Consider the following 26,368-nt stretch of genomic DNA (forward strand, 5'->3'; position numbering starts at 1 on the left):
GCCCTCACGATCTAATGGAGCGTCGGTGTTCCGAGGCTCGGCGGCTGTCGCCGTGCTCCCAACGGAACGATCTGGATCGCATGCGCAAGCCGATTGCGATCCCAACAACAGAGGCACAACATGGCCGCAGAGCGGGCTCAGAATCTCCAGGACACGTTTCTCAACCACGTCCGCAAACAGAAGATTCCCCTCACCATTTTCCTCGTGAACGGCGTGAAGCTTCAGGGCGTCGTCACCTGGTTCGACAATTTCTGCGTGCTGCTGCGCCGCGATGGCCATTCGCAGCTCGTCTACAAGCATGCGATCTCGACGATCATGCCGGGTCACCCCGTGCAGCTGTTCGAGTCCGAGGAACAGGAAAAGGCCTGAGCCATGGCCGGCAAGGCCGGGAGTGATTCCGACGCGTCGATCGCCAAGCCGATCGATGCGGCGGAGCACGCCATCGCGGCCGATACCCGCGCCTTCGTCGTCGGCCCCTATCCGGCCCGCTCCCTCCCGGGCCGGGCCGGCGCGGCCGATGAGAACCAGCGCAGTCATGCGGCACGCCTCGACGAGGCGATAGGCCTCGCCGGCGCGATCGACCTGCAGGTGGTCGACGCGATCCAGGTCATGCTGAGCGCGCTTCGGCCCGCGACCTATCTCGGCAAGGGCAAGGTCGAGGAGCTGGCGGAACGGGTGAAGCTCGAGGAGATCGGGCTCGTCGTGATGGACTGCGCCCTCTCGCCGGTGCAGCAGCGCAATCTCGAAAAGGCTTTCGGCTGCAAGGTCATCGACCGGACCGGCCTGATCCTCGAGATCTTCGGCCGGCGCGCCCGCACGCGTGAAGGCACGCTGCAGGTCGAGCTCGCGCATCTCAATTATCAGAAGAGCCGGCTCGTGCGGTCCTGGACTCATCTCGAGCGCCAGCGCGGCGGCTTCGGCTTCCTCGGCGGCCCCGGCGAAACCCAGATCGAGGCCGACAGGCGGGTCATCCAGGAGCGGATGACCAAGATCGAGCGCGACCTCGAGACAGTGAAGCGCACGCGCTCACTGCATCGCGCCAGCCGCAAGCGCGTGCCCTATCCGATCGTCGCGCTCGTCGGCTACACCAATGCCGGCAAGTCGACATTGTTCAACCGCCTAACCTCGGCCGAGGTCCTGGCGCAGGACATGCTGTTCGCCACGCTCGATCCGACGGCGCGGGCGCTGAAGCTGCCGCATGGCGCCAAGATCCTGCTCTCCGACACGGTCGGCTTCATCTCGGATCTGCCGACCCAGCTCGTCGCCGCCTTCCGCGCGACCTTGGAGGATGCGATCGAGGCGGATGTGCTGCTGCATGTCCGCGACGTCTCGCATGAGGACACGCAGGCCCAGGCCGCGGATGTGCGGGCGATCCTGCGCGATCTCGGCATCGACCCCGATGACGGCCAGCGCGTGATCGAAGTCTGGAACAAGGCCGATCTGCTAGGCGAGGGCGAGCGCGAACGTCAGGCGGCGCTTGCCGGGCTGAGGCCGGAGGCTTCCCGGCCCGTCCTGGTCTCGGCCCTGACCGGCGAGGGGATGACGCGCCTGACCGATGCGATCGAGGCCAGGATCGCGCGGAGCCGCCCGGTCTACCGGCTGGTGCTCGCGCCGGGCGACGGCAAATCGCTGGCCTGGCTGCACGCCAATGGCGAGATTCTGGCGCGCAGCGACGGTGAGGACGGCGCGCTGAGCCTGCTGGTGCGGCTGCCGCCCGAGCGGGAAGGGGCCTTCGCGGCGCGTTTTCCGGAGGCCGAGCCGGAGCGATAGGGCGGCGTCCGAGCAACACGCGCCATCATTCCGGCTGCGCTGCAAAAGGGAGCGCCGGAAGCCATCACAGCCCTCAGCGCTCTGCGATGAATTCCGGAGCTGCGCCGCATCGCGGCTTCCCCGGAGCGAGGTTTCGGTCGGCAGATTCGCTTCGTCCGAACGCTGGGGCCCTGCCTAGTTCAGCTCGGCCTTGTCGAGCCGATAGCGCCCCTTGCGGTCGCGCCGGAAGAATTCGCGCGCCTGGGGATGGCGGATCGGCTGTCCCGTCTCGTCACTGACCAGGTTCTGTTCGGAGACATAGGCGACGTATTCGGTCTCCTCGTTCTCGGCGAACAGATGGTAGAAGGGTTGATCCTTGGACGGGCGCAGATTCTCTGGGATTGCGAGCCACCACTCCTCGGAATTGGAAAAGACCGGATCGACATCGAAGATTACGCCGCGGAACGGGTAAACGCGATGACGTACCACCTGTCCGATGCGGAATTTCGCAGTTCTTGCTTCCATGCTTCTTCGATCTGTTTTTGATATGGCGGGGTTTCACCCCGCCAGAATGCGTCGCCGACCCAAGCCTGACCTAGGATTAGCTCGCCGTCAGGTCAATCTCCGTCGCGGTCACGACTTCGCGTCACAAACCGTAGCGGGCTGCGAGCGCCGGATCGCGCCCCGCGACCTGCCGCGCCAGATCGACGATGACCTTGGCCTGCTTCCAGGTGGCGTCGTCCTGCATCTTGCCGTCGATCATCACCGCGCCGGAACCATCCGGCATGGCGTCCAGGATGCGACGGGCGAAGGCAACCTCGTCCGGGTCCGGGCTGAAGACCCGCTTGGCGATCTCGATCTGGGAGGGATGCAGCGTCCAGGCGCCGGAGCAGCCGAGCAGGAAGGCATTGCGGAATTGTGCTTCGCAGGCGGCGGCGTCCGAGAAATCGCCGAACGGGCCGTAGAACGGCTTCAGGCCAGCGGAGGCGCAGGCGTCGACCATCTTCGCCAGCGTGTAGTGCCAGAGATCCTGCTGGGCTACGGCCCGTGGCCCACCATCGGCCTGGGGATCGGCGATCACTTTGTATTCAGGGTGGCCGCCGCCGACACGTGTCGTCTTCATCGCACGGGAGGCGGCGAGATCGGCCGGGCCGAGGCTCATGCCATGCATGCGCGGGGAGGCCGTGGCGATCGCATCGACATTCTTGACGCCCTCGGCCGTCTCCAGGATGGCGTGGATCAGCACCGGCTTTCGCAGGGCGTGCCGCGCCTCGTATTGCGCCAGCAGCTGGTCGACGAAGTGGATATCCCAGGGGCCCTCGACCTTCGGCACCATGACGACGTCGAGCTTGCCGCCGATCTCGCTCATGATGGCGGCAATGTCATCGAGGAACCAGGGCGAGTTCAGGGCGTTGACGCGGGTCCAGAGACCGGTGGCGCCGAAATCGGTGGCCTTGGCCAGTTCGATGAAGCCGTCCCGGGCGGCCTGCTTGGCCTCGACCGGAATCGCATCCTCGAGATTGCCGAGCACGATATCGACCTGGCCGGCGAGCTCGGGAACCTTGGCCCGCACCTTTTCGAGATGGGGCGGGACGAAATGGATCATCCGCTCCAGGCGCAGCGGCGGCTCCCGATAGGGCTCCGGCGCACCGATCGCCAGGGGGCGGTAGAACTGGCGGGGTGTCTTCGTGCTCATGCTCGGCTCCATGCTGCGCTGCAGCGAATGTGGCCGAGCGTGCTGGCGGCGTCCACTGGGCTTTGGGATAGAGATCTAGGTAAAATTGCCTGGGACTATTTTCTTATTGTAAAAATCAAGAAAATAATCTCATTTGACACCCCTTGGTCGGGCGCCTAGGTCCCAGCTCAATTCCGGGTGAAAGGTGTCTCGAGCACGATCCTCGGCGCAGGGCCCACGCGGTCGCGCGGTCCGAGTCCGCCGCGGAGCATGGGAGCGTCGCTGGCGAAGCTCGGATCCTGCAGACTGGCCTCCCGTACACGAATCCGGCGCTGGAAACTGCGCAGTTCGGCCTCGCGATGCGAGATGCCGACTCTTGCATCGATCTCGCGCCGCTGCCGCGCGTTGAGATCGGACGAGTCGCGGAAGTCGCGGAAATCGGAGGCGGTATAGGGCCATTTGGTCGAGCCGGCGAAGGTTCGCACCTTGCCGTCGAGAACGACGCTGTCGCCGGGACGCAAGGTGATGTCGCGCAGCAGGGAGACGCGGCGTTCGCCGGGGTTGACGATGGCAGGGCGGCAGGCCGGGTCCGAGGCTTGCTCATAGCCATAAGCGACCGGCAGAGCGCGATAGGTCCTGCCGTCCGAGGCGACCGCGCCGTCGATGGTCGTGGCCCCTGCGGCGACCTTGAAGACCTTGACCGGAATGCCGGGATTATTGGCCTGGCAAAGCGCCTCATGCGCCTTCAGATCGCCCTGGCTCCGGAGATAGCCGATCGGCGCGTGGAAGCCGTCGCACAGGCGCACACAGATGGTGCGCGTCATGTCGGCGGCGCCCGAGACGGTGTCAAAGCGGATCGCCGGTTGTCGGGCGGGCGCGCGCTTCGGCGCGGCTTCACGCCGCTTGAACGGGTTCAGCTCGACCTTCGGATGCGCGATCACGCCGTCGGGACGAGCCTGCCAGAGCGGCAGGGTCCAGAGATTGCGCTCGGGGGCATAGGCCCGCGCGGAGGCATAGACCGCTCGCGGCGCAGCCTGGTACCGGGCCTGCCGGGCCGCGGCCTCCTGCCGATGAAAGGCCCTGATTCCGGCGTCGTCCTCGGCCTGGACCAAGGTGACGGTCAGCACCATGCCGCCGGCGCCCAAGGCAAGGCCGAACCCGGTCATCGCCGCCAGGCGCATCAGCTTGCGCCCGCTGCCGACCCGGCCTGCCGCAGCAGGGGTCGAAGCGAGAGCGATGGCTGCCTTGGGAGCAATCGAATCGATATTACGGACACGAAACACCGCGATCACTCCATCGCTCGCTGGTTCAGCTGTCCGCCGCAAACGAGCCATAATTTACTTTTTGTTAGTATTCAATCGCCGGCGGCCGCAACGGCAAACGGGCGCGATGCTTAACGCCGCGCCCGCCGCAGAACTCGGGAGGTGAGCTGCACGCGCCTCAGCGCAGGATTGTCTCCCGCAGTGGCACGGCTATGCGGGTGTCAGAATCGAGCATGCCGCGAAGCTCGGCCACGCTGGCAAGTTCGCGCGGCGCTTCGCGCACCTGAAGGCTCTGGCGCAGGAATTTCTGGCGCGCCTCGGCTTGGCTGATGCCGACGGTCTCGTCGATCATCCGCTTCGTGGCAGAGCCGAGCTTGCCGGCCTGGCGAAAATCCTCGAAGTCGCCGGCCTCGTAGGGAAAGGCCGAGGCGCCCGTGAAGGTCGCAACCTTGCCGTCGAGGACGATGGAGTCACCGGGACGCAAGGTGATGTCGCGCAGCAGAGAAACGCGCCGTTCGCCGGCACCGGCAATGGCCGGCCGGCAGATCGGATCGGCCTTCTTCTCATAGGCATAGGCGTTCGGCAGCGCGGCATAGCGGGTGCCGTCGCCGGCTATGGCACGATCGACCGTCGCAGCGCCCGCCTGCAGTCGGAAGAGCTTGACGGGAACACCGGGGTTCTGCGCCTCGCACAAGGCTTCCTGGGCCCGGAAATCGGCCTGTGAGCGGGCATGACCGAGCGGAGCATGGAAGCCATCGCAAAGGCGCACGCAGACCGTACGGCCGGCACTGCCCATGCCGGCAAAGGAACCGCGATCGTGAGGGGCTGCCAGCCGCGGCTTGGGACGGGCAGGCTGGCCGAGGCGCCCTTCATTCCGTGCGGCGAGGGGCGGGCGGGCGAGCCAGAGAGGCGCCGGGGCAGAGGTCGCGGCCGGCCGGCCGGCCCATCTGGTCGCTTCGGCCCGGTGGAAGGCGCGGATTCCGGCATCGTCCTCGGCGCGTACGAATGAGGAGGCCGCCAACAGGGCGCCGGCGCCGATGGCGACGGTGAGGAGAGCAGAGCCATGAAAGAGCCGGGGCCGATAGCCGGCGGAATGCTTGCCAGCGCCGGGGCCAGCGGCGCGAGGCCACTCTGCCATCCCTTCCCCAACGCCCGGCATGTCCCTGCGCTCCCCCACGAAGCTCGTCATGTGGTGAGCGGTAGGCCGGGCGCTGTTCAGAATGCTCGAAAAAATTCTCGAAAATTTGAAGGATCGGCCCGCAGGCGCGGCGGATCCTTAACGGATCGCGATCAGCGCTCGGCGCGATGCAGGGCCTGCGGGACGGCGACCGGTGCAGCCTCGACCGGCGTTTCGTCGGGCTCGCCGCGGCCGCGCCCGGCGATCCAGCTGTCGACCTTGTCGAGGTAGAAATAGATCACCGGCGTGATGTAGAGCGTCAGGAGCTGCGAAACCAGGAGGCCGCCGACCACGGCGATGCCGAGCGGCTGGCGCAGTTCGGCGCCGGCGCCGGCGCCCAGCGCGATCGGCAGCACGCCGAAGATCGCGGCGAAACTTGTCATCATGATCGGCCGGAAGCGCACCAGCGCGGCTTCGCGGATTGCCGAGAGCGCATCGTCGCCATGGCGGCGGCGCTCGATCGCGAAGTCGACCATCATGATCGCGTTCTTCTTGACGATGCCGACCAGCATCAGGATGCCGATGATCGCGATCACCGACAGGTCCATGTGAAAGTACTGCAGCGCGAGCAGGGCGCCGAGGCCGGCCGAAGGCAACCCGGAGAGGATCGTGATCGGGTGAATGAAGCTCTCATAGAGAATGCCGAGGATGATGTAGATCACCAGGATCGCCGCGAAGATCAGCAGGCCCTGGCCCTTCAACGCATCCTGGAAGAGCTGGGCCGAGCCGGCGAAGCTGGTGACGATCGAGGCGGGGAGGTTCACGTCGCGCTCGGCGGCGCGGATCGCGTTGACGGCATCGCCGAGCGAGACGCCGGGCGCCGTGTTGAACGAGATCGTCACCGCCGGCTGCTGCGAGATCCGATTGACCGCGAGCGGACCGACGCTCGGCTTGATCGTCGCCACGGTTTCCAGCGGGACGTTCTGGCCGTTCGCGGTCTTGAGCAGGAGCCGCGAGAGCACGCCCGGATCCTGCTGATAGGCGCGGTTCGCCTCCATGATCACCTGGTAGTCGGTCGCGGGCGTGAAGATCGTGGCGATCTGGCGCGAGCCGAAGGCGTTGCCAAGCGCTTGGCGGATCTGGTCGCTGGAGATGCCGAGGCTGGCGGCGCGCTCGCGGTCGATGTCGATCGAGAGCTGCGGGTTGCGTAGCTGAAGATCGATGTTGGCGTCGCGCAGTTGCGGAATCTGGGCGAGCCGCTGCTGCATCAGCGGCGCGTAATTGAACAGCGCCGCGAGGTCCGGCCCCTGCAGCGAATAGAGATATTGGGCGCGCGAGGCACGGCCGGCATTGAGATTGATGTTCTGGACCTGCTGGAACACCGCCGTCATGCCGGGCACTTCGGCGGTGGCGCGGCGCAGGCGCGCAATCACCACATCGGCCTTGTCGCGCTCTGATTTGGGCTTCAGCGCGATGAACATGAAGCCATTGTTGGTGGCGTTGAAGCCGCCGATATTCGAGGTCAGGTAGTCGACCGCCGGGTCGGCACGGACGATTTCGGCGACGCGGATCTGGCGCTCCGCCATCGCCTCGAAGGAGGTGTCCGGCGGGCCCTCGGTCGCGCCGCGCAGCAGGCCGGTATCCTCGATCGGAAAGAAGCCCTTGGGGATGTCGATATAGAGCTGGACCGAGACATAGACCGTGCCGAGCGTGAACAGCAGCATCAGGAAGCGGGCCTTCAGCACATGGTCCAGCGTCCAGCGATAGGCTGACAGCATGCCCTGGAAGCCGGCTTCGAAGGTGCGGTCGAGCAGGTTCGGCTTCTTGTGCTGGTCATATGCCTTGAGGAAGCGGGCGCAGAGCATCGGCGTCAGCGTCAGCGAGACGAAGCCGGAGACGATGATCGCCGCGGCGATCGTGCCGGCGAATTCGGCGAAGACCTTGCCGACCACGCCGCCCATGAAGAAGACGGGGATGAAGACTGCGACCAGCGAGATGGTGATCGAGAGAATGGTGAAGCCGATCTCGCGCGAGCCGTCGAGCGCCGCCTGGAACGGCTTCTTGCCCATCTCGATATGCCGGATGATGTTCTCCAGCATGACGATCGCGTCGTCGACCACGAAGCCGACGGCAAGCGTCAGCGCGAGCAGCGAGATGTTGTCGAGCGAATAGCCGAGCGCATACATGATCGCGAAGGTGCCGATCAGCGAGATCGGCAGCGCCAGCGTCGGGATCAGCGTGGCGGTCAGGCTCTTCAGGAAGAGGAAGATCACCATGATCACCAGCACGATGGCGATCATCAGCGAGACCTCGACATCCTCGACCGCCTCGCGGATCGGGATCGAGCGGTCGTTCAACACCGCGAGGTTCATCGCCGCCGGCAATTGCGCGCGATAGGCTTCGAGCCGGTCCTTGATGCTGTCGACCACTTCGACGGTGTTGGCGTCGGATTGGCGATAGACGGCGAGGATGATCGAGCGCTCGCCATTATACCAGCTCGCGGTCTGGTTGTTCTCGACGGAGTCGAAGGTCTGGGCGACGTCGCTGAGCCGGATCGGGATGCCGTTCTTCTGCGAGATGATCAGGTTGCCGTATTCGGCGGCGCGTTCGAGCTGACCGGTGGCTCCCAGGGTCAGGCGCTGGTTGATGCCGTTCAGCGTGCCGACCGGCGAGTTCGAGTTGGCGGCCGAAACGGCGTTTCGGACATCGGCGAGCGAGAGCCCGCGTGCCGAGACCGCATCGGGATTGACCAGGATGCGCACCGCGTATTTCTGCGCGCCGAAGATGTTGACCTGGGCGACGCCCGGCAATTGCGCGATCTGCTGCTGCAGCACGTTCTCGCCGAACTCATGCACCTCGTAGAGCGGCTTGGTCGCCGAGGTCAGCACCATGAACAGCACCGGCTGGTCGGCCGGGTTGACCTTCCTGAAGCTCGGCGGGGCAGGGAGCTCCGGCGGCAGGCGCCGCGTCGTAGCGCTGAGCGCCGCCTGCACATCGAGCGCGGCGCCGTCGATGTTGCGGTTGAGGTCGAATTGCAGGGTGATCGAGGTCGAGCCGAGCTGCGAGACCGAGGACATCGAGGTGATGCCGGAGATCGAGGCGAATTCGCGCTCCAGCGGGGCGGCGATCGACGAAGCCATCGTCTCCGGGCTGGCGCCGGGCAGGCGCGCGCTGACATTGATCGTCGGGAAGTCGACGCGGGGCAGGGCTGCGACCGGCAATTGCTTGAAGGCGAAGAGCCCGAAGATCAGGAACGTCGCCATGACCAGAGTGGTCATGACCGGGCGACGGATGCAGAGCTCGGGCAGGTTCATCAGCCGGCGCTCCCGCGCTGCGAAGTCTGGTTCGGCGGTGGACTCTGGCCGCCGCGATCGCGCTTGCGCTCGACGGTGCGGGCCCCTTCGGTCAGCAGGAGCTGGCCGTCGACGACGACCGTCTCGTCGCCGACGAGGCCGGAGGCGATCACGACACGATCATCGACCGTGCGGTCGACGGCGACCGTCCGGGCCCGGGCGACGCCGTCTTCGACGACGAAGACGAAGGAGCCGTTCTGCCCGGTCTGGATCGCCTCCCGCGGCACGGTAACGGCGTCGGGGTCGACACGCAGCGTCACGCGGACCTGGCAGAGCGCGCCGGGCCAGAGGGTTTCGTCGGCGTTCTCGAAGGAGGCCCGGATCTGGATGGTGCCGGTCGTCGCGTCGACCAGGTTGTCGATGACCGCGATCGTGCCCTCGACGCTTTTCGAGACGCCATGTTGCGTCGCTTGCACGACGGCGGTCCCCGCCGCCATCGCTGTGCGGATATCCGGGAGGTGGCGCTGGGCGACGGCGAAGCTGACATAGATCGGGTCGATCTGGTTGATCGTCACCAGTACGGTCGAATTGTCGCCGGTCTTGGCGATGTTGCCTTCCTTAAGCCCGGCGGCGCCGATGCGGCCGGAGACGGGGGCGAGGATGGTGTAGTAGCTGAGCTGGACCTTGAGCGCCTCGACCGCAGCCTCGCCGCCGCGAATGGCCGCCTTCAGGGTCGCGACCTGGGTGCGCGCGGTATCGAGGCGCTGATCGGTGGCGAAATCGCGCTTGGCCAGTTCCTCGGCGCGCCTGAGATCAGTCTCGGCCGAGGCGAGCGAGGCGCGGTCCTTGGCGACACCGGCTTCCGATTGCTTGATCAGCGCCTCGGCCAAGCGCGAATCGAGCCGGAAGAGCACGTCGCCCTTCTTGACGTAGCCGCCATCCTTGAAGGCCACCTCGGTGATCTGCGTGTCGACGCGCGAGCGGACATTGACCGACGAGATCGCCTGGACGGTGCCGATCGCATCGAGGCGGACCGGCATCGCCCGGCGTTCGGCCTTGGCGGTGACGACCGTCACCGCCGGACGGCTGCCGGAGCCGCGCCCGCCCGGCCCGGTGGCGACCGGCGCAGGGGGCTTCGCCTGTGTCGGGATCAGCTTGCCATAGGGAACCTGGTCGAGTGGCCAGGGGATGGGGCGGCCGGTGTAGTGCAGAGCGGCGCCGACAGCGAGGATTCCTGCCGCCGAGAACAGGGCCAAACGCCCGAGAGACAGCCTTGCCATGAAGAGCCTTGCGCCATGCGAGCGGCCGGGCGGAACCTTACGGAACCGCCACCCCACCAACCATCGCCGCCGCCGAAATCAAGCATGCAGAGGGTTGTTTTCCGGCGCAAGCCGGCATCACGCATTGTTGCGGCCTATCGCGGCACGTCGCGACAATGTGACACGGACGACGAATACCTTGCGCCGCGTCGCTCATCCAAGGATAGCGGGTTAGGGCAAGTCCCGTTCACAGTATCGCGACGACGACACCTATCCACATCAAGAACAGGCAGGCGACGCCGGCGGCGAAGACGAGGGCGCGCCGGCGCAGGTCGTTGCCACCGGTGTGGATCAATGTGTGCACGATCCGCGTCGCCACGAAAGCCCAGGCCAGGGCCGCCATGGCATAGCCGGTGGCACCGACATGGGTCGCGATCAGCACCAGCGCGAAGAACAGCACCGGCGTCTCGAACTGGTTGCTGAAATTCGCGGCGGCGAGCCGGGCCGGCTCCGGATAGCGCTCGGTCGAGACGGCGACATCCGCCATCCCGACCTCGCGATTGTCAAAGGCCTTCTTGCGACGCAGGAACACGATCACCAGCACGACGAAAGTCCAGAAGATCTGGGCGAGCGCCGGATAGATCAGCTTGAGCGTCATGGCCTACCTCGTGAAGGACCCGCTGCAGACGTGCATCAAAGCAGGTTTCTCACGAGCGGGTCGGATAATTGGGGCTCTCGCGCACGATGGTGACGTCGTGGACATGGCTCTCGCGCAGACCGGCGCTGGTGATGCGGATGAAGCGGGCCTTGGCGCGGTAGTCCTCGAGGTTTCGCCCGCCGACATAGCCCATCGCCGCTCGCAAGCCGCCGGCAAGCTGATGCAGCACATTGGCGACGGGGCCCTTATAGGCGACCTGGCCCTCGATGCCCTCCGGCACCAGCTTCAGCGAGTCCTTGATGTCCTGCTGGAAATAGCGATCGGCCGAGCCGCGCGCCATCGCGCCGACCGAGCCCATGCCGCGATAGGATTTGTAGGAGCGGCCCTGATAGAGAAAGGTCTCGCCCGGCGTCTCGTCGGTGCCGGCAAGCAGCGAGCCGACCATGGCGCAGGAGGCGCCGGCGGCAAGCGCCTTGGCGAGATCGCCGGAGTATTTGATGCCGCCGTCGGCGATCACCGGAATGCCGGCCTTGCTGGCGGCGGAAGCGGCATCCATGATCGCGGTCAGCTGCGGCACGCCGACGCCGGCGACGATGCGGGTGGTGCAGATCGAGCCCGGGCCGATGCCGACCTTGATCGCGTCCGCGCCGGCATCGATCAGGGCCTGGGCGCCGCCGGCGGTGGCGATGTTGCCGGCGATGATCTGGACGGCGTTGGAGAGCTTCTTCACCCGCGTCACGGCTTCCAGCACCTTGGCGGAGTGGCCATGGGCGGTATCTACGACGATAATGTCGACGCCCGCGTCGATCAGCATCTCCGAGCGCTCGAAGCCGCTGTCGCCGGTGGTCGTCGCTGCCGCCACCAGCAGGCGGCCATGCGTGTCCTTGGCGGAGTTGGGATGCGCGACCTGCTTCTCCATGTCCTTGACGGTGATCAGGCCGATGCAGCGGAAATGGTCGTCGACGACGAGCAGCTTTTCGATGCGGAACTGATGGAGCAGGCGGCGGGCCTCATCCTGGCCGACACTCTCGCGCACCGTGATCAGCCGATCCTTGGTCATCAGCTCGGAGACCGGCTGCTCGGGATTAGCTGCGAAGCGGACGTCGCGATTGGTCAGGATGCCGACGAGGCGGCCCTTATGACCCTGCGGGCCGCGCTCGACCACCGGGATGCCCGAGATCGAGTTGTGCTTCATGATGGCGAGAGCATCGCCCAGCGTCTCGTCCGGGAAGATCGTGATCGGGTTGGCGATCATGCCCGACTCGAACTTCTTCACCAGCTTGACCTGCGCGGCCTGCTGCTCGGGGTCGAGATTGCGGTGCACCACGCCAAGCCCGCCGGCCTGCGCCATGGCGATCGCCATGCCGGCCTCGGTCACCGTATCCATGGCGGAGGCGATGATCGGCAGGTTGAGCGAGATCGTCTTGGTCAGCTTGGTCGAGACGTCGACATCGGCCGGCATGACCTCCGAGGGGCCCGGCTCGAGCAGGACGTCGTCGAAGGTCAGGCCGTCGCGAATAAGGCCGTCGGTGATCGTTGCCATCGTCAACTCCGGGGCCGGCAGGGCCGGCACTAGTTCATGGCCGGGCAGGGCGCCCATGGCCGAGTTGACGAGGCCCGTTATCACGCGGGAGACGAAGCCGCTAGGGGCTGGCGGCGGAAAGTTGTGTTGGGCGCACCCGCGAGGCGCGCCCAACCACGAGTCGGCTATTGCTGCTGGCCTGGGCGCGAGCGTCCAGCCTCGGCCGTCGAGGGGCTGACGAAGAAGCAGCCGCGCTCCATCATCATCGCGCCCTTGGCATTCGCCATCGCCTGGCATTCCTTCTGGCGGGCGCAGTTATAGGCGCGCAGCGCATCGCCGGAGCCGGGCGAGACCATGCGTTCGGCGCAAGCGCGTTCCCAGCTGTTCGACTGGGCGCTCGCGGCGGTGGAGCCGAGGCCGAGGAAGGCGAAGCCGGCGAGGATGGCGAAGGCGGCGGCGCGAACAGGCACGCCGACTGGCGCCAGGCGGTAAGAATGCTGCACTTGACTAGACATGGGACACCTTCGCCGGCGCGCCGGCCCTTCCGATCTCGAATGTGAAGATCTTCGCCCCGGACTTCACATAGGGACGCGCGCCCGTCTTTGACCTGCATCGAACGCATGGCCAGCTTGCCATCACGTCTTCGTGCCAAGGCTTGCGTCTGTCTCACAGTCACCTTGCGGGCGGTGGATGGATTCGTCATGCGGCAGGCGCAACTCGCGCAAGCCAGCGATTCTTGCCCCTGTCCTCTCGTCAGAGGGCGGATCGCGGATTAAGGCTGACGCGCAGCTCGCCAGAAAGTCCGCCCGTGCAGCGTGCCAAGCTCCTGCCTCTGATCGTCGCCTGTGCGCTGTTCATGGAGAACACCGACTCGACGGTGATCGCCACCTCGCTGCCGGTCATCGCGCAATCGCTCGGCGAGGACCCGATCGCCCTCAAGTTGGCGGTCACCTCCTATCTGGTCAGCCTCGCGGTCTTCATCCCGATCTCGGGCTGGATGGCCGACAGGTTCGGCGCTCGCACGATCTTCCGTACGGCGCTCGGCGTGTTCATGCTCGGCTCGGTGCTCTGCGCGCTCTCGAACTCGCTCGGCGCTTTCGTCGGAGCCCGCTTCCTGCAGGGCATGGGCGGGGCGATGATGGTGCCGGTCGGCCGCCTCGTCATCCTGCGCAGCGTCGAGAAATCGCAACTGGTCAGTGCGCTCGCCTATCTGACCGTACCGGCGCTGGTCGGTCCCGTGGTCGGCCCCGTGCTGGGCGGTTTCATCACCACCTATTTCGACTGGCGCTGGATCTTCTTCATCAATCTGCCGATCGGCCTGCTCGGTATCGTGCTGGCGACGAAGTTCTTCGAGGATATCCGCGAGGAGGACGTGGCGCCGCTGGACATCAAGGGCTTCCTGCTGTCCTCGACCGGCTTCGCCGCCCTGATGCTCGGCCTGGTGACCGGCGGGCGCCATCTCGTACCGGAGAGCGTCTCCTATGCCTGCGTCGCGTTCGGCGCACTGGCATTGCTGGCCTACTGGTTCCACGCCCGGCGCACCCCCCATCCAGTGCTCAATCTCGGGCTGCTGCGGATCCCGACCTATAATACCGGCGTGATCGGCGGCTCGATCTTCCGCATCGGCATCGGCGCGATCCCGTTCCTGCTGCCGCTGATGCTGCAGCTCGGCTTCGGCCTCAACGCGCTGCAATCGGGCCTGATCACCTTCGCCTCGGCGGCCGGCGCGCTGATCATGAAGACCCTGGCGAAGACGATCCTGCAGCGATTCGGCTTCCGCCGTGTGCTGACCTTCAACGCCCTGATCGGCGCCGCCTTCCTCGCCGCCTCCGGCCTGTTCACGCCGGCGACGCCGCATTGGCTGATGCTCTGCGTGCTCCTGATCGGCGGCTGCTTCCGTTCGCTTCAATTCACCGGCATCAATGCGCTGAGCTATGCCGATATCTCGAACCGCGACATGTCGAGCGCCACCAGCCTGTCGAGCGTCGCGCAGCAATTATCGCTGAGCCTCGGCGTCACCATCGGCGCCTTCGCACTGGAAACGGCCAATCTCGTCAATGGTGGGCAGGCGCTTGGCGCCGCCGATTTCTGGCCGGCCTTCGTGCTCGTCGGGCTGATCGCGGCCTCCTCGGCGCTGTGGATGGCGCGGCTCAAGCCCGATGCCGGCGCCGAGGTCTCAGGACATGCACCTGTCAGCGCCCGCAAGGCGACGGCGCAGGCGATCGCCGACCAGAAGCCGCTGGAATGACGGGCGGGCGGCATCGCGCCCCGTTGACGAAAGCGCCCCGCCGGGCGACCGGTGGCGGATGACTTCCCTTTCCCAACGCGCCTTTCTCGGCGTGGAGCGCTCGGCGCTCGGACGCCCCTGGCGTGATCGGCTCGACCTTGCGGGGCTGGCGCGGGCCGAAGCCCTGGCGCAGGTCGAAGGTGTCCCCGACGCCGTGGCGCGCATCCTGGCCGGGCGCGGCGTCGCCGCCAGCGAGGCCCTGCGCTATCTCGAACCGAAGCTGCGCGATCTGCTGCCGGACCCTTCCGTGCTGCTCGACATGGAACCGGCTGCTCAAAGGCTGGCGCAGGCGGCGCTGCGGGCTGAGAAGGTCGCGATCTTCGGCGACTACGACGTCGACGGCGCCTGCTCGGCGGCCCTGCTCGCGATCTTCCTCAAGCAGGCCGGGGCTCGCCCACGCGTGCATATTCCGGACCGGCTGATCGAAGGCTATGGCCCGAACAGCGAGGCGATCGCCATGCTGGCCGGGGAGGGCGCGACGCTCCTCGTCACGGTCGATTGCGGCACGACCAGCCATGAACCGCTGCGCGAGGCCGCGAGGCTCGGCCTCGATGTCGTCGTGCTCGACCACCATCAGGCGCCGGAGCAGCTGCCGGCGGCGGCCGCGATCGTCAATCCGAACCGGCAGGACGATCTCTCCGGCCTCGGCCATCTCTGCGCCGCCGGCGTGGTCTTCCTGACGCTGGTCGCGACCGCACGCGAACTGCGCCGGCACGGGCATTGGTCGGGCCGGGGCGGGGAGCCCGATCTTCTGGCGATGCTCGATCTCGTCGGGCTCGCGACCGTCGCCGACGTGGTGCCGTTGATCGGCCTCAACCGTGCTTTCGTGCGCCAGGGCATCGCCATTCTGAGGCTGCGCCAGCGAGCCGGTCTCGCGGCGCTGCTCGACGCCGCCGGGCTCGATGGCCCGGCCCAGCCCTGGCATCTCGGCTTCCTGCTCGGCCCGCGCATCAATGCCGGCGGGCGGATCGGCGATGCCGGCCTCGGCGCCCGCCTGCTGATGACCGATGACGAGGTCGAGGCACGCAGCATCGCCGCCGAGCTCAACCGGCTGAACCAGGAGCGGCAGGAGATCGAGCGCGCCGCCGTCGAGGAGGCCGTGGCCGAGGTCGAGCACCGTCTCGGCGACGCGGCCGAGCATCCGGTTCTGCTGGTCGGCTCGGCCGACTGGCATCCGGGCGTGGTCGGGCTGATCGCCGCCCGGCTCAAGGAGCGCTTCCGACGTCCTGCCTTCGCCCTGGCGCGGCATGCCGATGGCGGCGCGACCGGCTCCGGCCGTTCCGTCCCCGGCGTCGATCTCGGCGCCGCGGTGCGCCGGGCGGTCGAGGCCGGGCTCGCGATCAAGGGCGGTGGCCACGCCATGGCGGCGGGAATCACCCTGGCACCCGGCCAGGAGGCGCCCTTCATCGCCTTCATGAGCGCAGAGCTCGCGGCCAATGTCGCCGCCTCGCGCGAATCCGAGGCGCTGCTGGTCGATGCGGCGATCAGCGCGGGCGGTGCGAATCCCCGCCTGCTCGCCGAGATCGACCGCGCCGGCCCCTTCGGCTCCGGCTGCCCCGAGCCGGTCTTCGTGCTGCCGGCGCATCGGCTGGCCGATGTTGTCGAGATCGGCAGCGGCGGGCATTTGCGGGTCAGATTGCGCGCGGGCGACGGCGCCAGCATCGGCGGCGTCGCCTTCCGGGCGGCGCAGGAGCCGCTCGGCCAGGCGCTGCTGGCGGCGCGCGGCGAGCAGGTCCACCTCGCCGCGACGCTGACCCTGAATCGCTGGGGCGGTTCGGAGAAGGCGGAGCTGCGCGTGCTCGATCTGGCGAAGCCGTTGTGAGCCGTCGACAGAAATCCGAAAACCGGGCTTGCCCAACCGCGGCAGGGTGACTATAGCTCGCCCCGCTTCGCAGCAACGCCGCTTCGCGGCAGAAGCTCGCGACCTTCGTCTATCGGTTAGGACACCAGCCTTTCACGCTGGGGAGACGGGTTCGACTCCCGTAGGTCGCGCCACCTTTTTCTGGGTGGCCGTGCGAATATGAAATTACACGAAAATTAAAAGCGGAAGATCGATGGCGTCCCCCACGACGCTGCGATGGATGAAAGATCGCGAAGCTCCGACGCGGAAGCGGCCATGGTGCCGGGCATGAGCAACCGCTGAGCGGCGCGGCGCTTGACAGCTGTTTCCGGGCAAGCTGAGGCAAGCGAAGAGGGCGTCCGCAAACTTCGTGACGATCCCGGATAGCAGCAGCGGCGGGGGAGCTTCCGGCGCCGCGTTCCGATTGTCCCGCGCAAGAAGCTGAATTAAGGCTTCGGCCCAGCTTCCGTCTCCCGACTGCCCCCATGAGCGCACCCGCTGCTTCCCCTACCGGCGCATCCTTCCGAAACCTTACGGCGGCGCTATTCCTCGCTGTCGTGTGGGGGCTTTCGATTCCCATCACGAAGCTCGGCCTTCTTACGCTGCCCCCTTTGACCTTGACGGGGTTGCGCTTCCTGATCGCCGTGCCGTTGATGTTCCTCCTCGTCCTCGGAAAGCAGCGTCTACCACTCAGGGCGTTTCCCAAGGTTGCAGCGCTCGGCATCCTTGGCATTGGGATTGGACAGGTTGCTCAAACCTTCGGTGTCGTTGGAACCTCGGCCTCGGTGGCAACGACGATTTCTGCGGCGATTCCCGCTTTCGTCGTCATTTTCGCGGCGATGAGGCTCAAGCAGTCGGTGTCGAGTATCCAGGCCCTCGGCATTGCCGCGGCCTTCGTAGGAATCGCCTTGGTAGCCTGGGGACGCGGCGACGCGACTTCCGCTGCATCGCAGACAAGTTTGACGGGCGCGGCTCTCGTGCTGCTCTCCGCGTTGACGATTGCGTTCTATTATGTGTGGAGCGTCGAACTCTCGGAACGGCACGGGACCGTTGTCGTGGCGGCTTGGAGCACCCTGTTCGGCTTCATCGCGGTGCTGCCCTGGACTGTTTGGGAGATGTCGCGGGTTTCATTCGAGGTAACCGCTGTCGGCATCGCCTCGGCTGTCTATCTCGGCGTCATGGTGACCGTGGCCGGGCTCTTCCTCTGGCTTCATTTGCTACGGACGGTTCCTGCGCGCATCGCGGCAAGTATTCAGTATCTGCAGCCAATCGTTGGCGTCGCGGCTGCGGCGGTGATGTTCGGGGACGCATTGGGGCCGCTTTTCCTCATAGGCGTTGCCCTCGTGCTGATCGGATTGACACTCACTGTCGCAACACGGCGAAAGCAGAAGACCGTAAACTGACCGGGCCCCCGGAGAGCCCTCATCGCCTGAGGCTCCAAACATGAAGTCACTTCACTCTTCGCCACCATCCGGCTGCATCGCCCGCTGCACCCTGATCTTGTCCTCCAACTCCGCGAGCCGTGCCGACTCCTGACAGGGGCCGCAGGTCGCGTTGTCGCGATGAGGGAGGGCTTCGCCGGCTCGTCCTTCTTGCTGTCCCGAGGGCGTCCGACTACGGCGTCGCTTCTGTTGCCGGGCGAGCATGTCGATCAGACCGAACTCAGCAGGATGCTGGTTTCGCTGTTGAGGACGCCGTCGATGGTGCGGACCTCGCGCAGGACACGGTCGAAATCGCTCAGGCTGTCGGCCCGGACCTCGGCGATCAGATCCCAGCCGCCATTGGTGGTGTGCAGCGAATGCAATTCGGGGAAGCCGCGCAGCTGCCGGATCACCGCGGTCGTCGAACGGCCGGTGACCTCGATCATCATGATCGCCCGGATCGCCTTGTCGTCGGAATCCTGCCGGAACCGGACGGTGAAGCCGAGCACGGCCCCCGATTCGATCAGGCGGTCGAGCCGGCTTTGCACGGTCGCGCGCGACACCCCGAGGATCGTGGCGAGCTTCGAGATCGGCGCACGGCCATCCTCGCGCAGGGCGGAGATCAATCGATGATCCAGCTCGTCGAAAACATGCATGACAAAATGCTCAATCCCGATTGGCAGATTGTTCCGATTTCTGCATCTAAGTGCACTTGTTCGCTGTTCTTAGTGCAAATTGCTTTGCCGTAAAATGGAGAGAGAGAACGAGACAACGGAGGAGGGTGCGCGATGATGCGGTATGTGGGCGTCGACAACATGGTCCGGCTGGTCAGGGCCGTCGGGGTCGAGGCCTATCTGACCGGGCTCGCGGACTGTATCGAACAGGACTTCCGGCGCTGGGCCGAATTCGAGAAGGCGCCGCGCGTCGCCAGCCATTCCCGTGACGGCGTGATCGAGCTGATGCCGACCAGCGACGGCGCGCTCTACGGCTTCAAATATGTCAACGGCCATCCGAAGAACACGCAGTCCGGCCTGCAGACCGTGACGGCCTTCGGCGTGCTGGCGGATGTCGGCACCGGCTATCCGCGCCTGCTCTCCGAGATGACGATCACCACCGCCCTTCGGACGGCGGCGACCTCGGCCGTCGCGGCCCGTTATCTCGCGCGCAAGGATGCCGCGGTGATGGCGATCATCGGGCTCGGCTCGCAATCGGAGTTCCAGGCGCTCGCCTTCAAGGCGCTGAACGGCATCAGGCGCCTGCGCGTCTTCGACATCGATTCGACGGCGACCGAGAAATTCCTCGCCAATCTCGCCGGCCAGGGTTTCGAGATCGAGGTGGCGGCGAGCGCGCAGGAGGCGGTCCTCGGCGCCGACATCATCACGACGGTCACCGCCGACAAGCTGAAGGCGACGATCCTCTCCGACAACATGGTCGGAGCCGGCGTCCACATCAACGCGGTCGGCGGCGACTGCCCCGGCAAGACCGAGTTGCAGCGCGAAATCCTGCTGCGTGCCGACGTCTTCGTCGAACTTCCCGAGCAGACGAGGATCGAGGGCGAGATCCAGCAGATGCCGCCCGATTTCCCGGTGACCGAGCTCTGGCGGGTGATCGTGGGCGAGACGGAAGGGCGCCGCACCCGCGACCAGATCACGGTCTTCGATTCCGTCGGCTTCGCCACCGAGGATTTTTCGGCGCTGCGCTATCTCAGCGATCTGATCGAGGGCACGGACTTTTATGACGAGATCGACCTGCTGACCGAGCCGGAAGATCCGCGCAACCTGTTCGGGCTGCTCGCCGCCGCCTGAGGCCGATGGTCTTGCATCGCCGCGGGCCGGACAAGGCCGGGCCGCGGTTCGCGGATCGGGGTAGCGCAAACGGCGCGGCCGCGGCTGATGTCATGCGGCCCCCTTGCCGGCGAACGCGACCGAACGGAGAGGCGCTTCGGAGAGCACTTCCGAGGCAAGCGGCATCGACCGCGGGCCACGGGCCGCCGACAGGTCTACCCTGAACGTCGCGATCAGCCGATCCAGGGCCTGAACCTGGTTTGAAAGGGCCGCCGCGGACGCCGCGCTTTCCTCGGCCAGGGCGGCGTTCTGCTGTGTCGTCGCATCCATCATCGCCAGGGTCTGGCTCATCTCCTCGATGCCATTGGCCTGTTCCGACGAGCCGGCCGAAATGCCCGAGACGGCCGACGCCACCTGCTGCGAGGCGGCCACGATCCTCTCCAGCGCGGAGCCGGCGGAGCGCACCAGGGTGACCCCGCGCGCGACCTCGGCATTCGAGGCGCCGATCAGCGTATTGATGCCCTTCGAGGCTTCGCCGGAGCGTTGGGCGAGCGTGCGGACTTCGGAGGCCACCACGGCGAAGCCGCGGCCTGCATCGCCGGCTCGGGCCGCCTCGACGGCGGCATTGAGCGCAAGCAGATTGGTTTGGAAGGCGATGCCGTCGATCAGCGAGGTGATCTCGGCGATCTTCTTCGAGGCATCGTCGATCCCCGTCATCGCCTCGACCGCCTGACGGACGATCGCGCCGCCCTCTTCGGCGACCAGCATCGCCTCGCGCGCGGCCTGCTCGGCGTTGCGCGAGGTTTCCGCGTTGCTCTTGACCGAGGCGGCAAGCTCCTCGGTCGTCGCGGCGCTTTCCTCCAGCGAGGCCGCCTGTTCCTCGGCCCGCTCGGCCAGATTCTGCGATGCCTGCGAAACCTCCCCGACGCTGGAACGAATGTCCCGCGTCGTCGACAGGATGGTCCGCATCGTATCCTGCAAGGTGGCGACGGCCGCATTGAAATCGTCTCTGAGCTGGCCGTACTCGCCCGGCAGATCATCGGGCATGCGATAGGTCAGGTCGCCTCGGGCGATGGCGGCCATGGCCTGCCCCACCGAATTGACGACCGCCGCGCGTTCCTTTTCAAGCACCTCCCGTTCGGCTGTGAGCCGAGCAGCCTCGGCGGCCTCCAGATAAAGCGAGATCGCAAAATCCATGTCGAGCAGCGTTGCCTTGGCGACGGCGCTCACTTCCGCGGCGACCGATTGCGCGCTGGCCGCGGCGCCGCTCTTGGCCTGGCGGCCGCGAAAGGCCTTTCCCAGGACGCTCGACGCGGCACTTTCACCTTCGCCCCGAGGCCAGCGCGCCTCGATGAGCTTGCCGATCAGAGATTCGAGGACGAGGCCGTAGCCGCCGATATACCATCGCGGAGCAAGCCCGATCCGGGCATGGACCTGGCCGACGATCGAGACGGCGCTGAGATAATCGTCGTCGAACCGCCCACCCGAGATCATCTCCCAATGGGCGATCTGCTTGCCCTTGGCACCGGCGATCTGAGCCTCCCCCGAAAAGAAAGCCCTTGTTTCCGGAAACGCCCGGACCTGCTCGTAGAAATCGTCGAGCGCTTGCGGCAGCGCGCCCATGACGATCGGCTTTGCGCTCTGAAGATTGTCCAGGGCAGTCTTGCCCAGCTTCATGAATCGAAGACGTTCGGATAGGGCGCTAGACGACGACATGTGATGATCCCGATGGGTTGAGTGATGGCTGAAATCGCGGGCAGGCCAGGCTGGTCCAATAGGCCGGGAAAAAAACGCGCGGCTGATCGATCTCGCTTCCGCCGGAAAATCCCCTCCGGCGGCGGCGTGGCGGTCAGGCGGCTCGCACTGTCGCCAGGAAGCTTTCGGCTTCGGAGGAGAGCTTCTCCGCCTGCCGCACCAATTCGGTCGAAGCGGCGAGGGCGTGGGCGGACGCCTCGCTCGACTCCGAAGCGCGCCGGGCCACCCCCACGATGCCGTTCGCCACTTCAGCCGAGCTCTGCCAGGCTTGTCGGAGATTGCAGGCCGTTCGCTCGGTGGCGTGCTCCTGACCAGAGACCGCATGCGCGATCGCCGCTCCGATCTCGTTCATTTCCCGAATGGTCTGCCTGATCGCGTCGGTGGCGAGCGCGACATATTGGGTGAAGTCGCGGATGGCGCCGATCTGTGAGCCGATCTCGGCTGTCGCCTGAGCGGTTTGGGCGGCTAGCAGCTTGACTTCCCCGGCAACCACCGAGAAGCCTCGGCCCGTTTCACCCGCCCGGGCTGCCTCGATGCTCGCATTCATCGCCAGCAGCCTGGTCTTGCCTGCGATCTCGCGGATCGCCTCGACGATGCCGTCGATCTTGTCGACAGAGCCGGTCAATGCGCCCACTTGCAGGCTGATCTGTTCGGCTTCGGTGACGGCGCGCGTGGACACCAGACCGGAAGCTGCGATCTGTTCACCGAACTCGCTGAGGGACGCTGCCAGTTGGTCGGTCGAAAAAGCGACCGTTTCGATGGCCTTCGTCGCCTCCATCGAGGATTCGGTGGCGTCGCTTGCCCTGTGAAGGGTCTCGCTCGCCGAGGCCGCGAGCGACCCCGCCGATGCCTTCAGATCATTCGCGGCGATGGTGACCGAGCGAACGACGGTGGCGACCACCTGTTCGAAACTGCCCGCCAGCCTTTCGAGCGTCTCGCGACGATTGCGGCGCCCGGCCTCGAGATAGACCGAGATCGCCAGGTCCATGTCCAGCAGGGCAGCACGATTGAGCGCGATCGCCGCCCGGCGCATGCGGGGCTCCCGCCCGATCCGCCATGCGGCCTTCGCCTGACCGATACGGGCGGTCAATCCCGCGATGATGAAATTATAGCCGCCGATATACCAATGCGGCTCGAGGCCGAGCCGGCAATGCACCTCGCCGATGCGCCGGACCGAGCTGGCATATTGATCATCGAAGCTTGCCTCGGTGATCAGATCCCAGTGCGAAAGCTGCATCTGGCGGGCCCGTTCAATCACGGCATCGTTTGGAAACAACCGAGCGACATCGGGAAATGCGCGAATATGCCGGTAAAATGCGTCGAGCACCCCGGGCAGTTCTGCCGCTACGAGCGGCCGGATCTCGCGCAGCGCGCGGCGCACCTCGTCATCGATCCCGGCAAAGCTGAGTCTTTCGGCAATGTCGTCACCGCTCGCGCGATCGCCGGAGCCGCCCCGGCCAAAGGTGGGCCGCTCTCCCGGTGAAGGATGCGCGCTCCCGGAACCTGCTACGGACACCGCTCCCACCCCTTCAGGTCCAGCCAGACTCATGGAATGATGGCTCCCCCGCGGCTGATCGCCTCGCACCAATGGAGTCGAGATCGATGCGAACGATTCCGTTCTTATTGAGTACCGTATCGTACATTACGTAAGGTTAACAGGAAATTGTCCACCGCGGCCCAACGCAATGTCCGGGGGAATGCTTGACGCAAGAGTTGAGGGGCGATTTCGAGATTCGAAACCAGATCCTGCTTTCGGTTCGGCCCGAAGCGCGAGCGTTCCTCGCGCCGAGGCTGATCACGCGGCGACTATCGCCGGGCCAGGCGCTCTACCAGGAGAACGAACCGTTCACGCACGCGATCTTCCCGCATGAGGGCGTGATTTCGCTCAGAGCCGAGATGCATGACGGACGCAGCGTCGAAAAAGCCTCGATCGGCTATGAGGGCTTCATCGGCATCGCCTTGATCATGGGGGGAGGCGAGGCGATCAGCCAGTCGACGGTCGCCGTATCCGGCTATGCCTCCTGGCTGTCGATCGAGGATCTGGACGAGGCGATCGCCGGCTTCCCCTGCGTTCGTGACGCCATGCTGCGCTACGCCAAGAGCCTAATCATCCAGCTGCTCGAGACCGTCGCCTGCAACAGCCTGCACAGCGCCGAGGAGCGTATCGCGCGCTGGCTCGCGCATGCGCATGATCGGGTCGTAGGCGACAGTTTCCAGCTCACCCAGGCGGCGATCTCGCAAGCGCTCGGGCTGCGCCGCGCAACCGTCAACCAAGTCTGTTCGAAGCTGATGGAGAACGGCGCGATCGCCTATTCGCGCGGCGATCTGACCGTTCTCGACGGCGGTCGGCTTCAGGGTCATGCCTGCGAATGCTATGGCAGGGTCCGCAAGGCCTTCGAAATCAATGCGAAACCCGTCGAGCGCTTCATCAGATAGGGCGCGCGAGTTCTGGGCGCTTCGGCGCGACGCACCGGGCCTCTGCCGCCGATCAGGCTCGTCATGCTGACAGCGCATGGAACAGCAGGTTCTCATCCGCCGCCCCGCATCCTATAAGGCCGTACCGCGTGGTTCGAGCCTTTTCGGGAAGGCACCAGGTGGACACCCCCCACCGAGTACCGCGACCGCATGGCCGATCTCGCCAATCTCTTCAATCTGGTCGCGCCCTTCTTCGGGCTGATCGTGCTCGGCTTCGCCGTCGGCCGCTACAAGCAGCTGCCGGAGGAGGGGCTCGCATGGATGCAGTTCTTCCTGATCTATGTGGCGCTGCCCTGCCTGTTCTACCGGCTGATCGCCGACAAGCCGCTGAGCGACCTGACGAATTGGGGCTTCGTCCTGGCGACGACCACGGCGACCTTCCTTGCCTTCACGCTCTCCTTCGGGCTCGGCTACAAGTATACGCGGGGAAACATGCCCCAGGCGGTGATGCAGGGCGTCGCCGGCTCCTATTCCAATATCGGCTATATGGGACCGCCCCTGATCCTGGCGGCGCTGGGCCCGGTCGCGAGCGCCCCGGTCGTCCTGATCTTCGTCTTCGACAACCTCCTGCTGTTTTCGCTGATCCCGTTCCTGATGGCGGTCGCCGGCGTCGAGAAGCGCAGCCTCGCGGCGACGGCCGGCGACGTCGCCTGGAAGGTCGCAACGCACCCCTTCAACCTCGCGACCGTCGCCGGCGTGCTCGCGGCTTTCATCAAGCTCGAGCTGCCGACCGCGATCGACAAGATGACACTCTGGCTGTCGCAGGCGGCGGCGCCCTGCGCGCTCTTCCTGCTCGGCGTCACCGTCGCGCTGCGGCCGATGAAGCGCATGCCCGGCGAATTGCCGGCGCTCGTCTTCATCAAGCTGGTGCTGCACCCCTTGCTGGTCTGGGTGCTGCTCTCGGCGATGGGCAATTTCTCCGACGCCTGGATCTATGCGGCGGTGATCATGGCCGCGCTGCCACCGGCGCTGAACATCTTCGTGATCTCGACGCAGTACCGCGTCGGCGTCGAGCGCGCCTCGGCCTGCATCCTCGTCGGCACCATCGTCTCCACCGTGACGCTGACGGGCTTCCTGTGGCTGGTGAAGACGGGCAGGATGCCGGCCGACCTCTTCCATTGAGCGCCCCTCCGGGCCTCGCCAAGGGCCCGACGATGCAGCCGCTTTCCGATCTCCTCGTCCTCGATTTCTCGACGCTGCTGCCGGGACCGCTCGCCAGCCTGTTCCTGGCCGAGGCGGGGGCAAGGATCATCAGGATCGAGCGGCCGGAGGGCGAGGATATGCGCCGCTTCCCGCCACGGCTCGGCGAGACCTCGGCGCCGTTCGCGGCGCTCAATCGCGGCAAGACCAGCCTCGCCATCGACCTGAAGGCTCCCGATGCGTTGGAGCGACTGCGCCCGCTGATCGAGAAGACCGACATCCTGATCGAGCAGTTCCGGCCGGGCGTGATGGAACGGCTGGGTTTCGGGCACGAGGCCATGCGCGCGATCAACCCGCGGCTGATCTACTGCTCGATCAGCGGCTACGGGCAGGAAGGGCCCCGCGCGCTCGAAGCAGGGCACGACATCAACTACCAGGCGATCGGCGGGCTGCTCGGCCAGTCCCTGAAGCGCGGCGAGCCCGCGCCGCTGCCGCCGACGCTGGTCGCAGACATCGCCGGCGGGGCGATGCCGGCCGTACTCAACATCCTGCTGGCGCTGCGCGAGCGCGACCTTTCGGGGCAGGGCTGTCATCTCGACATCGCCATGACCGACGCGATGTCGACCTTCGCCTGGTACGGGCTGGCGCAGGGCCAGGCGAGCGGGCGCTATCCGCAGGGTGGCGAGGGGCTTTTGACCGGCGGCAGCCCGCGCTACGGACTCTATGCCACCGCCGATGGCTGGTTCCTCGCTGTCGGGGCGCTGGAAGAGAAGTTCTGGGCGATCTTCAGCGCGGCGATCGGTCTCGACGAGGCCCTGCGCGACGATCGCCGACAGGAGGAAGCAACGCGCACCGCCGTTGCGGCCCTGATCGGCGCACAGCCGGCCGCGCACTGGCGCGGGCTGCTCGAACCGCTCGACTGCTGCTGCACCGTGGTACGGACGCTCGAGGAGGCGCTGGCCGATCCGCAGCTCACCGCCCGCGGCCTGCTCGACCGGCAGGCCGAGGAGCCGGGCGGGCGCCGGATCGTCTCGACGCCTTTACCGCTGGCGCCGGTCTTCCGCGATGCGGCGCCGGCGCTGCGCAAGGTTCCGGCCGTCGGCGACGAGACGCTCTGAGCCTGAGGCGCGC

General features: G+C 66.4%; 21 protein-coding genes and 1 tRNA gene. 10 read left to right on the forward strand and 12 right to left on the reverse strand.

From position 1 onward, the window contains the following. Window positions 1–120: 120 nt before the first annotated feature. Both hfq and hflX read left to right on the forward strand, forming a co-directional pair. Window positions 121–369, forward strand: coding sequence for an RNA chaperone Hfq (gene hfq / locus AC3RCC_RS15280; protein ID WP_066469118.1), 249 nt, complete (start codon window positions 121–123; stop codon window positions 367–369). Between the two features lie 3 nt (window positions 370–372). Next, window positions 373–1,770: a GTPase HflX gene (hflX, locus tag AC3RCC_RS15285; protein WP_291641854.1), complete on the forward strand. Its 1,398-nt coding sequence runs from the start codon at window positions 373–375 to the stop codon at window positions 1,768–1,770. Window positions 1,771–1,944: 174 nt separating this feature from the next. Here hflX and hspQ read toward each other — a convergent pair whose 3' ends face one another. From hspQ to AC3RCC_RS15330, 9 genes are all read right to left on the reverse strand, one after another. Then, window positions 1,945–2,274 (reverse strand): heat shock protein HspQ, encoded by a 330-nt coding sequence (gene hspQ, locus AC3RCC_RS15290; RefSeq protein ID WP_291641856.1) that lies wholly within the window; start codon window positions 2,272–2,274, stop codon window positions 1,945–1,947. A gap of 121 nt (window positions 2,275–2,395) precedes the next feature. Continuing rightward, entirely contained in the window at window positions 2,396–3,445 is a 1,050-nt protein-coding gene (locus tag AC3RCC_RS15295) for an HpcH/HpaI aldolase/citrate lyase family protein (RefSeq protein ID WP_291641857.1), read from the reverse strand. Window positions 3,446–3,612: 167 nt separating this feature from the next. Then, window positions 3,613–4,707, reverse strand: coding sequence for a DUF2865 domain-containing protein (locus tag AC3RCC_RS15300; protein ID WP_492255797.1), 1,095 nt, complete (start codon window positions 4,705–4,707; stop codon window positions 3,613–3,615). Window positions 4,708–4,864: 157 nt separating this feature from the next. Continuing rightward, on the reverse strand, window positions 4,865–5,824 hold the full coding sequence (locus tag AC3RCC_RS15305; RefSeq protein WP_492255798.1) for a DUF2865 domain-containing protein: 960 nt from the start codon (window positions 5,822–5,824) through the stop codon (window positions 4,865–4,867). A gap of 152 nt (window positions 5,825–5,976) precedes the next feature. After that, on the reverse strand, window positions 5,977–9,117 hold the full coding sequence (locus AC3RCC_RS15310; protein WP_492255799.1) for an efflux RND transporter permease subunit: 3,141 nt from the start codon (window positions 9,115–9,117) through the stop codon (window positions 5,977–5,979). Next, a complete protein-coding gene (locus AC3RCC_RS15315; RefSeq protein ID WP_291642400.1) occupies window positions 9,117–10,376 on the reverse strand; it encodes an efflux RND transporter periplasmic adaptor subunit in 1,260 nt (419 codons plus the stop codon). The genes AC3RCC_RS15310 and AC3RCC_RS15315 overlap by 1 nt, the downstream gene beginning before the upstream one ends. Before the next feature lie 226 nt (window positions 10,377–10,602). Further along, window positions 10,603–11,013, reverse strand: a complete 411-nt coding sequence (locus AC3RCC_RS15320; RefSeq protein ID WP_492255800.1) for an MAPEG family protein — start codon at window positions 11,011–11,013, stop codon at window positions 10,603–10,605. 49 nt (window positions 11,014–11,062) lie between these two features. Beyond that, a complete protein-coding gene (guaB, locus tag AC3RCC_RS15325; protein WP_492255801.1) occupies window positions 11,063–12,556 on the reverse strand; it encodes an IMP dehydrogenase in 1,494 nt (497 codons plus the stop codon). A 164-nt stretch (window positions 12,557–12,720) separates the two neighbouring features. Continuing rightward, entirely contained in the window at window positions 12,721–13,050 is a 330-nt protein-coding gene (locus AC3RCC_RS15330) for a hypothetical protein (protein WP_291642393.1), read from the reverse strand. 293 nt (window positions 13,051–13,343) lie between these two features. Here AC3RCC_RS15330 and AC3RCC_RS15335 point away from each other — a divergent pair, with 293 nt between their 5' ends. From AC3RCC_RS15335 to AC3RCC_RS15350, 4 genes are all read left to right on the forward strand, one after another. Beyond that, window positions 13,344–14,783 (forward strand): DHA2 family efflux MFS transporter permease subunit, encoded by a 1,440-nt coding sequence (locus tag AC3RCC_RS15335; RefSeq protein ID WP_492255802.1) that lies wholly within the window; start codon window positions 13,344–13,346, stop codon window positions 14,781–14,783. 58 nt (window positions 14,784–14,841) lie between these two features. After that, window positions 14,842–16,644, forward strand: coding sequence for a single-stranded-DNA-specific exonuclease RecJ (gene recJ / locus AC3RCC_RS15340; protein WP_492255803.1), 1,803 nt, complete (start codon window positions 14,842–14,844; stop codon window positions 16,642–16,644). A 98-nt stretch (window positions 16,645–16,742) separates the two neighbouring features. After that, a tRNA-Glu gene (locus AC3RCC_RS15345) sits at window positions 16,743–16,817 on the forward strand. Between the two features lie 330 nt (window positions 16,818–17,147). Then, a complete protein-coding gene (locus AC3RCC_RS15350; RefSeq protein ID WP_492255804.1) occupies window positions 17,148–18,065 on the forward strand; it encodes a DMT family transporter in 918 nt (305 codons plus the stop codon). Between the two features lie 248 nt (window positions 18,066–18,313). Here AC3RCC_RS15350 and AC3RCC_RS15355 read toward each other — a convergent pair whose 3' ends face one another. After that, the gene (locus AC3RCC_RS15355) at window positions 18,314–18,739 is read right to left on the reverse strand and encodes an Lrp/AsnC family transcriptional regulator (protein WP_291640977.1); all 426 of its coding nucleotides are present in this window, start codon (window positions 18,737–18,739) and stop codon (window positions 18,314–18,316) included. A 132-nt stretch (window positions 18,740–18,871) separates the two neighbouring features. Between AC3RCC_RS15355 and ocd the strand changes: the two genes are divergently transcribed. Further along, entirely contained in the window at window positions 18,872–19,888 is a 1,017-nt protein-coding gene (ocd, locus tag AC3RCC_RS15360; protein WP_492255805.1) for an ornithine cyclodeaminase, read from the forward strand. 90 nt (window positions 19,889–19,978) lie between these two features. Here the strand turns inward: ocd and AC3RCC_RS15365 are convergent, their stop codons facing one another. Then, window positions 19,979–21,544, reverse strand: coding sequence for a methyl-accepting chemotaxis protein (locus AC3RCC_RS15365; protein ID WP_492255806.1), 1,566 nt, complete (start codon window positions 21,542–21,544; stop codon window positions 19,979–19,981). 172 nt (window positions 21,545–21,716) lie between these two features. Continuing rightward, a complete protein-coding gene (locus AC3RCC_RS15370; protein WP_492255807.1) occupies window positions 21,717–23,171 on the reverse strand; it encodes a protoglobin domain-containing protein in 1,455 nt (484 codons plus the stop codon). A 152-nt stretch (window positions 23,172–23,323) separates the two neighbouring features. Here AC3RCC_RS15370 and AC3RCC_RS15375 point away from each other — a divergent pair, with 152 nt between their 5' ends. The 3 genes from AC3RCC_RS15375 (at window position 23,324) to AC3RCC_RS15385 (ending at window position 26,355) form a co-directional block, all read left to right on the forward strand. Further along, the gene (locus tag AC3RCC_RS15375) at window positions 23,324–24,058 is read left to right on the forward strand and encodes a Crp/Fnr family transcriptional regulator (protein WP_492255808.1); all 735 of its coding nucleotides are present in this window, start codon (window positions 23,324–23,326) and stop codon (window positions 24,056–24,058) included. Window positions 24,059–24,247: 189 nt separating this feature from the next. Continuing rightward, a complete protein-coding gene (locus AC3RCC_RS15380) occupies window positions 24,248–25,219 on the forward strand; it encodes an AEC family transporter (RefSeq protein WP_291640987.1) in 972 nt (323 codons plus the stop codon). Beyond that, the gene (locus AC3RCC_RS15385; RefSeq protein ID WP_492255809.1) at window positions 25,216–26,355 is read left to right on the forward strand and encodes a CaiB/BaiF CoA transferase family protein; all 1,140 of its coding nucleotides are present in this window, start codon (window positions 25,216–25,218) and stop codon (window positions 26,353–26,355) included. The genes AC3RCC_RS15380 and AC3RCC_RS15385 overlap by 4 nt, the downstream gene beginning before the upstream one ends. The last annotated feature ends 13 nt before the right edge of the window (window positions 26,356–26,368 follow it).

The sequence above is a fragment of the Allobosea sp. GW823-FHT01F03 genome, from assembly GCF_058798075.1.

Bases quoted from the DNA above. Each gene is read 5' to 3' on its own strand.
- AC3RCC_RS15365 (WP_492255806.1), bottom strand. From the start codon at position 21,544: ATGAAGCTGGGCAAGACTGCCCTGGACAATCTTCAGAGCGCAAAGCCG.
- recJ (WP_492255803.1), top strand. From the start codon at position 14,842: ATGACTTCCCTTTCCCAACGCGCCTTTCTCGGCGTGGAGCGCTCGGCG.
- guaB (WP_492255801.1), bottom strand. From the start codon at position 12,556: ATGGCAACGATCACCGACGGCCTTATTCGCGACGGCCTGACCTTCGAC.
- hfq (WP_066469118.1), top strand. From the start codon at position 121: ATGGCCGCAGAGCGGGCTCAGAATCTCCAGGACACGTTTCTCAACCAC.
- AC3RCC_RS15370 (WP_492255807.1), bottom strand. From the start codon at position 23,171: ATGAGTCTGGCTGGACCTGAAGGGGTGGGAGCGGTGTCCGTAGCAGGT.
- AC3RCC_RS15380 (WP_291640987.1), top strand. From the start codon at position 24,248: ATGGCCGATCTCGCCAATCTCTTCAATCTGGTCGCGCCCTTCTTCGGG.
- AC3RCC_RS15305 (WP_492255798.1), bottom strand. From the start codon at position 5,824: ATGGCAGAGTGGCCTCGCGCCGCTGGCCCCGGCGCTGGCAAGCATTCC.
- AC3RCC_RS15295 (WP_291641857.1), bottom strand. From the start codon at position 3,445: ATGAGCACGAAGACACCCCGCCAGTTCTACCGCCCCCTGGCGATCGGT.
- ocd (WP_492255805.1), top strand. From the start codon at position 18,872: ATGATGCGGTATGTGGGCGTCGACAACATGGTCCGGCTGGTCAGGGCC.
- hspQ (WP_291641856.1), bottom strand. From the start codon at position 2,274: ATGGAAGCAAGAACTGCGAAATTCCGCATCGGACAGGTGGTACGTCAT.
- AC3RCC_RS15320 (WP_492255800.1), bottom strand. From the start codon at position 11,013: ATGACGCTCAAGCTGATCTATCCGGCGCTCGCCCAGATCTTCTGGACT.
- AC3RCC_RS15350 (WP_492255804.1), top strand. From the start codon at position 17,148: ATGAGCGCACCCGCTGCTTCCCCTACCGGCGCATCCTTCCGAAACCTT.
- AC3RCC_RS15310 (WP_492255799.1), bottom strand. From the start codon at position 9,117: ATGAACCTGCCCGAGCTCTGCATCCGTCGCCCGGTCATGACCACTCTG.
- hflX (WP_291641854.1), top strand. From the start codon at position 373: ATGGCCGGCAAGGCCGGGAGTGATTCCGACGCGTCGATCGCCAAGCCG.
- AC3RCC_RS15315 (WP_291642400.1), bottom strand. From the start codon at position 10,376: ATGGCAAGGCTGTCTCTCGGGCGTTTGGCCCTGTTCTCGGCGGCAGGA.
- AC3RCC_RS15330 (WP_291642393.1), bottom strand. From the start codon at position 13,050: ATGTCTAGTCAAGTGCAGCATTCTTACCGCCTGGCGCCAGTCGGCGTG.
- AC3RCC_RS15355 (WP_291640977.1), bottom strand. From the start codon at position 18,739: ATGCATGTTTTCGACGAGCTGGATCATCGATTGATCTCCGCCCTGCGC.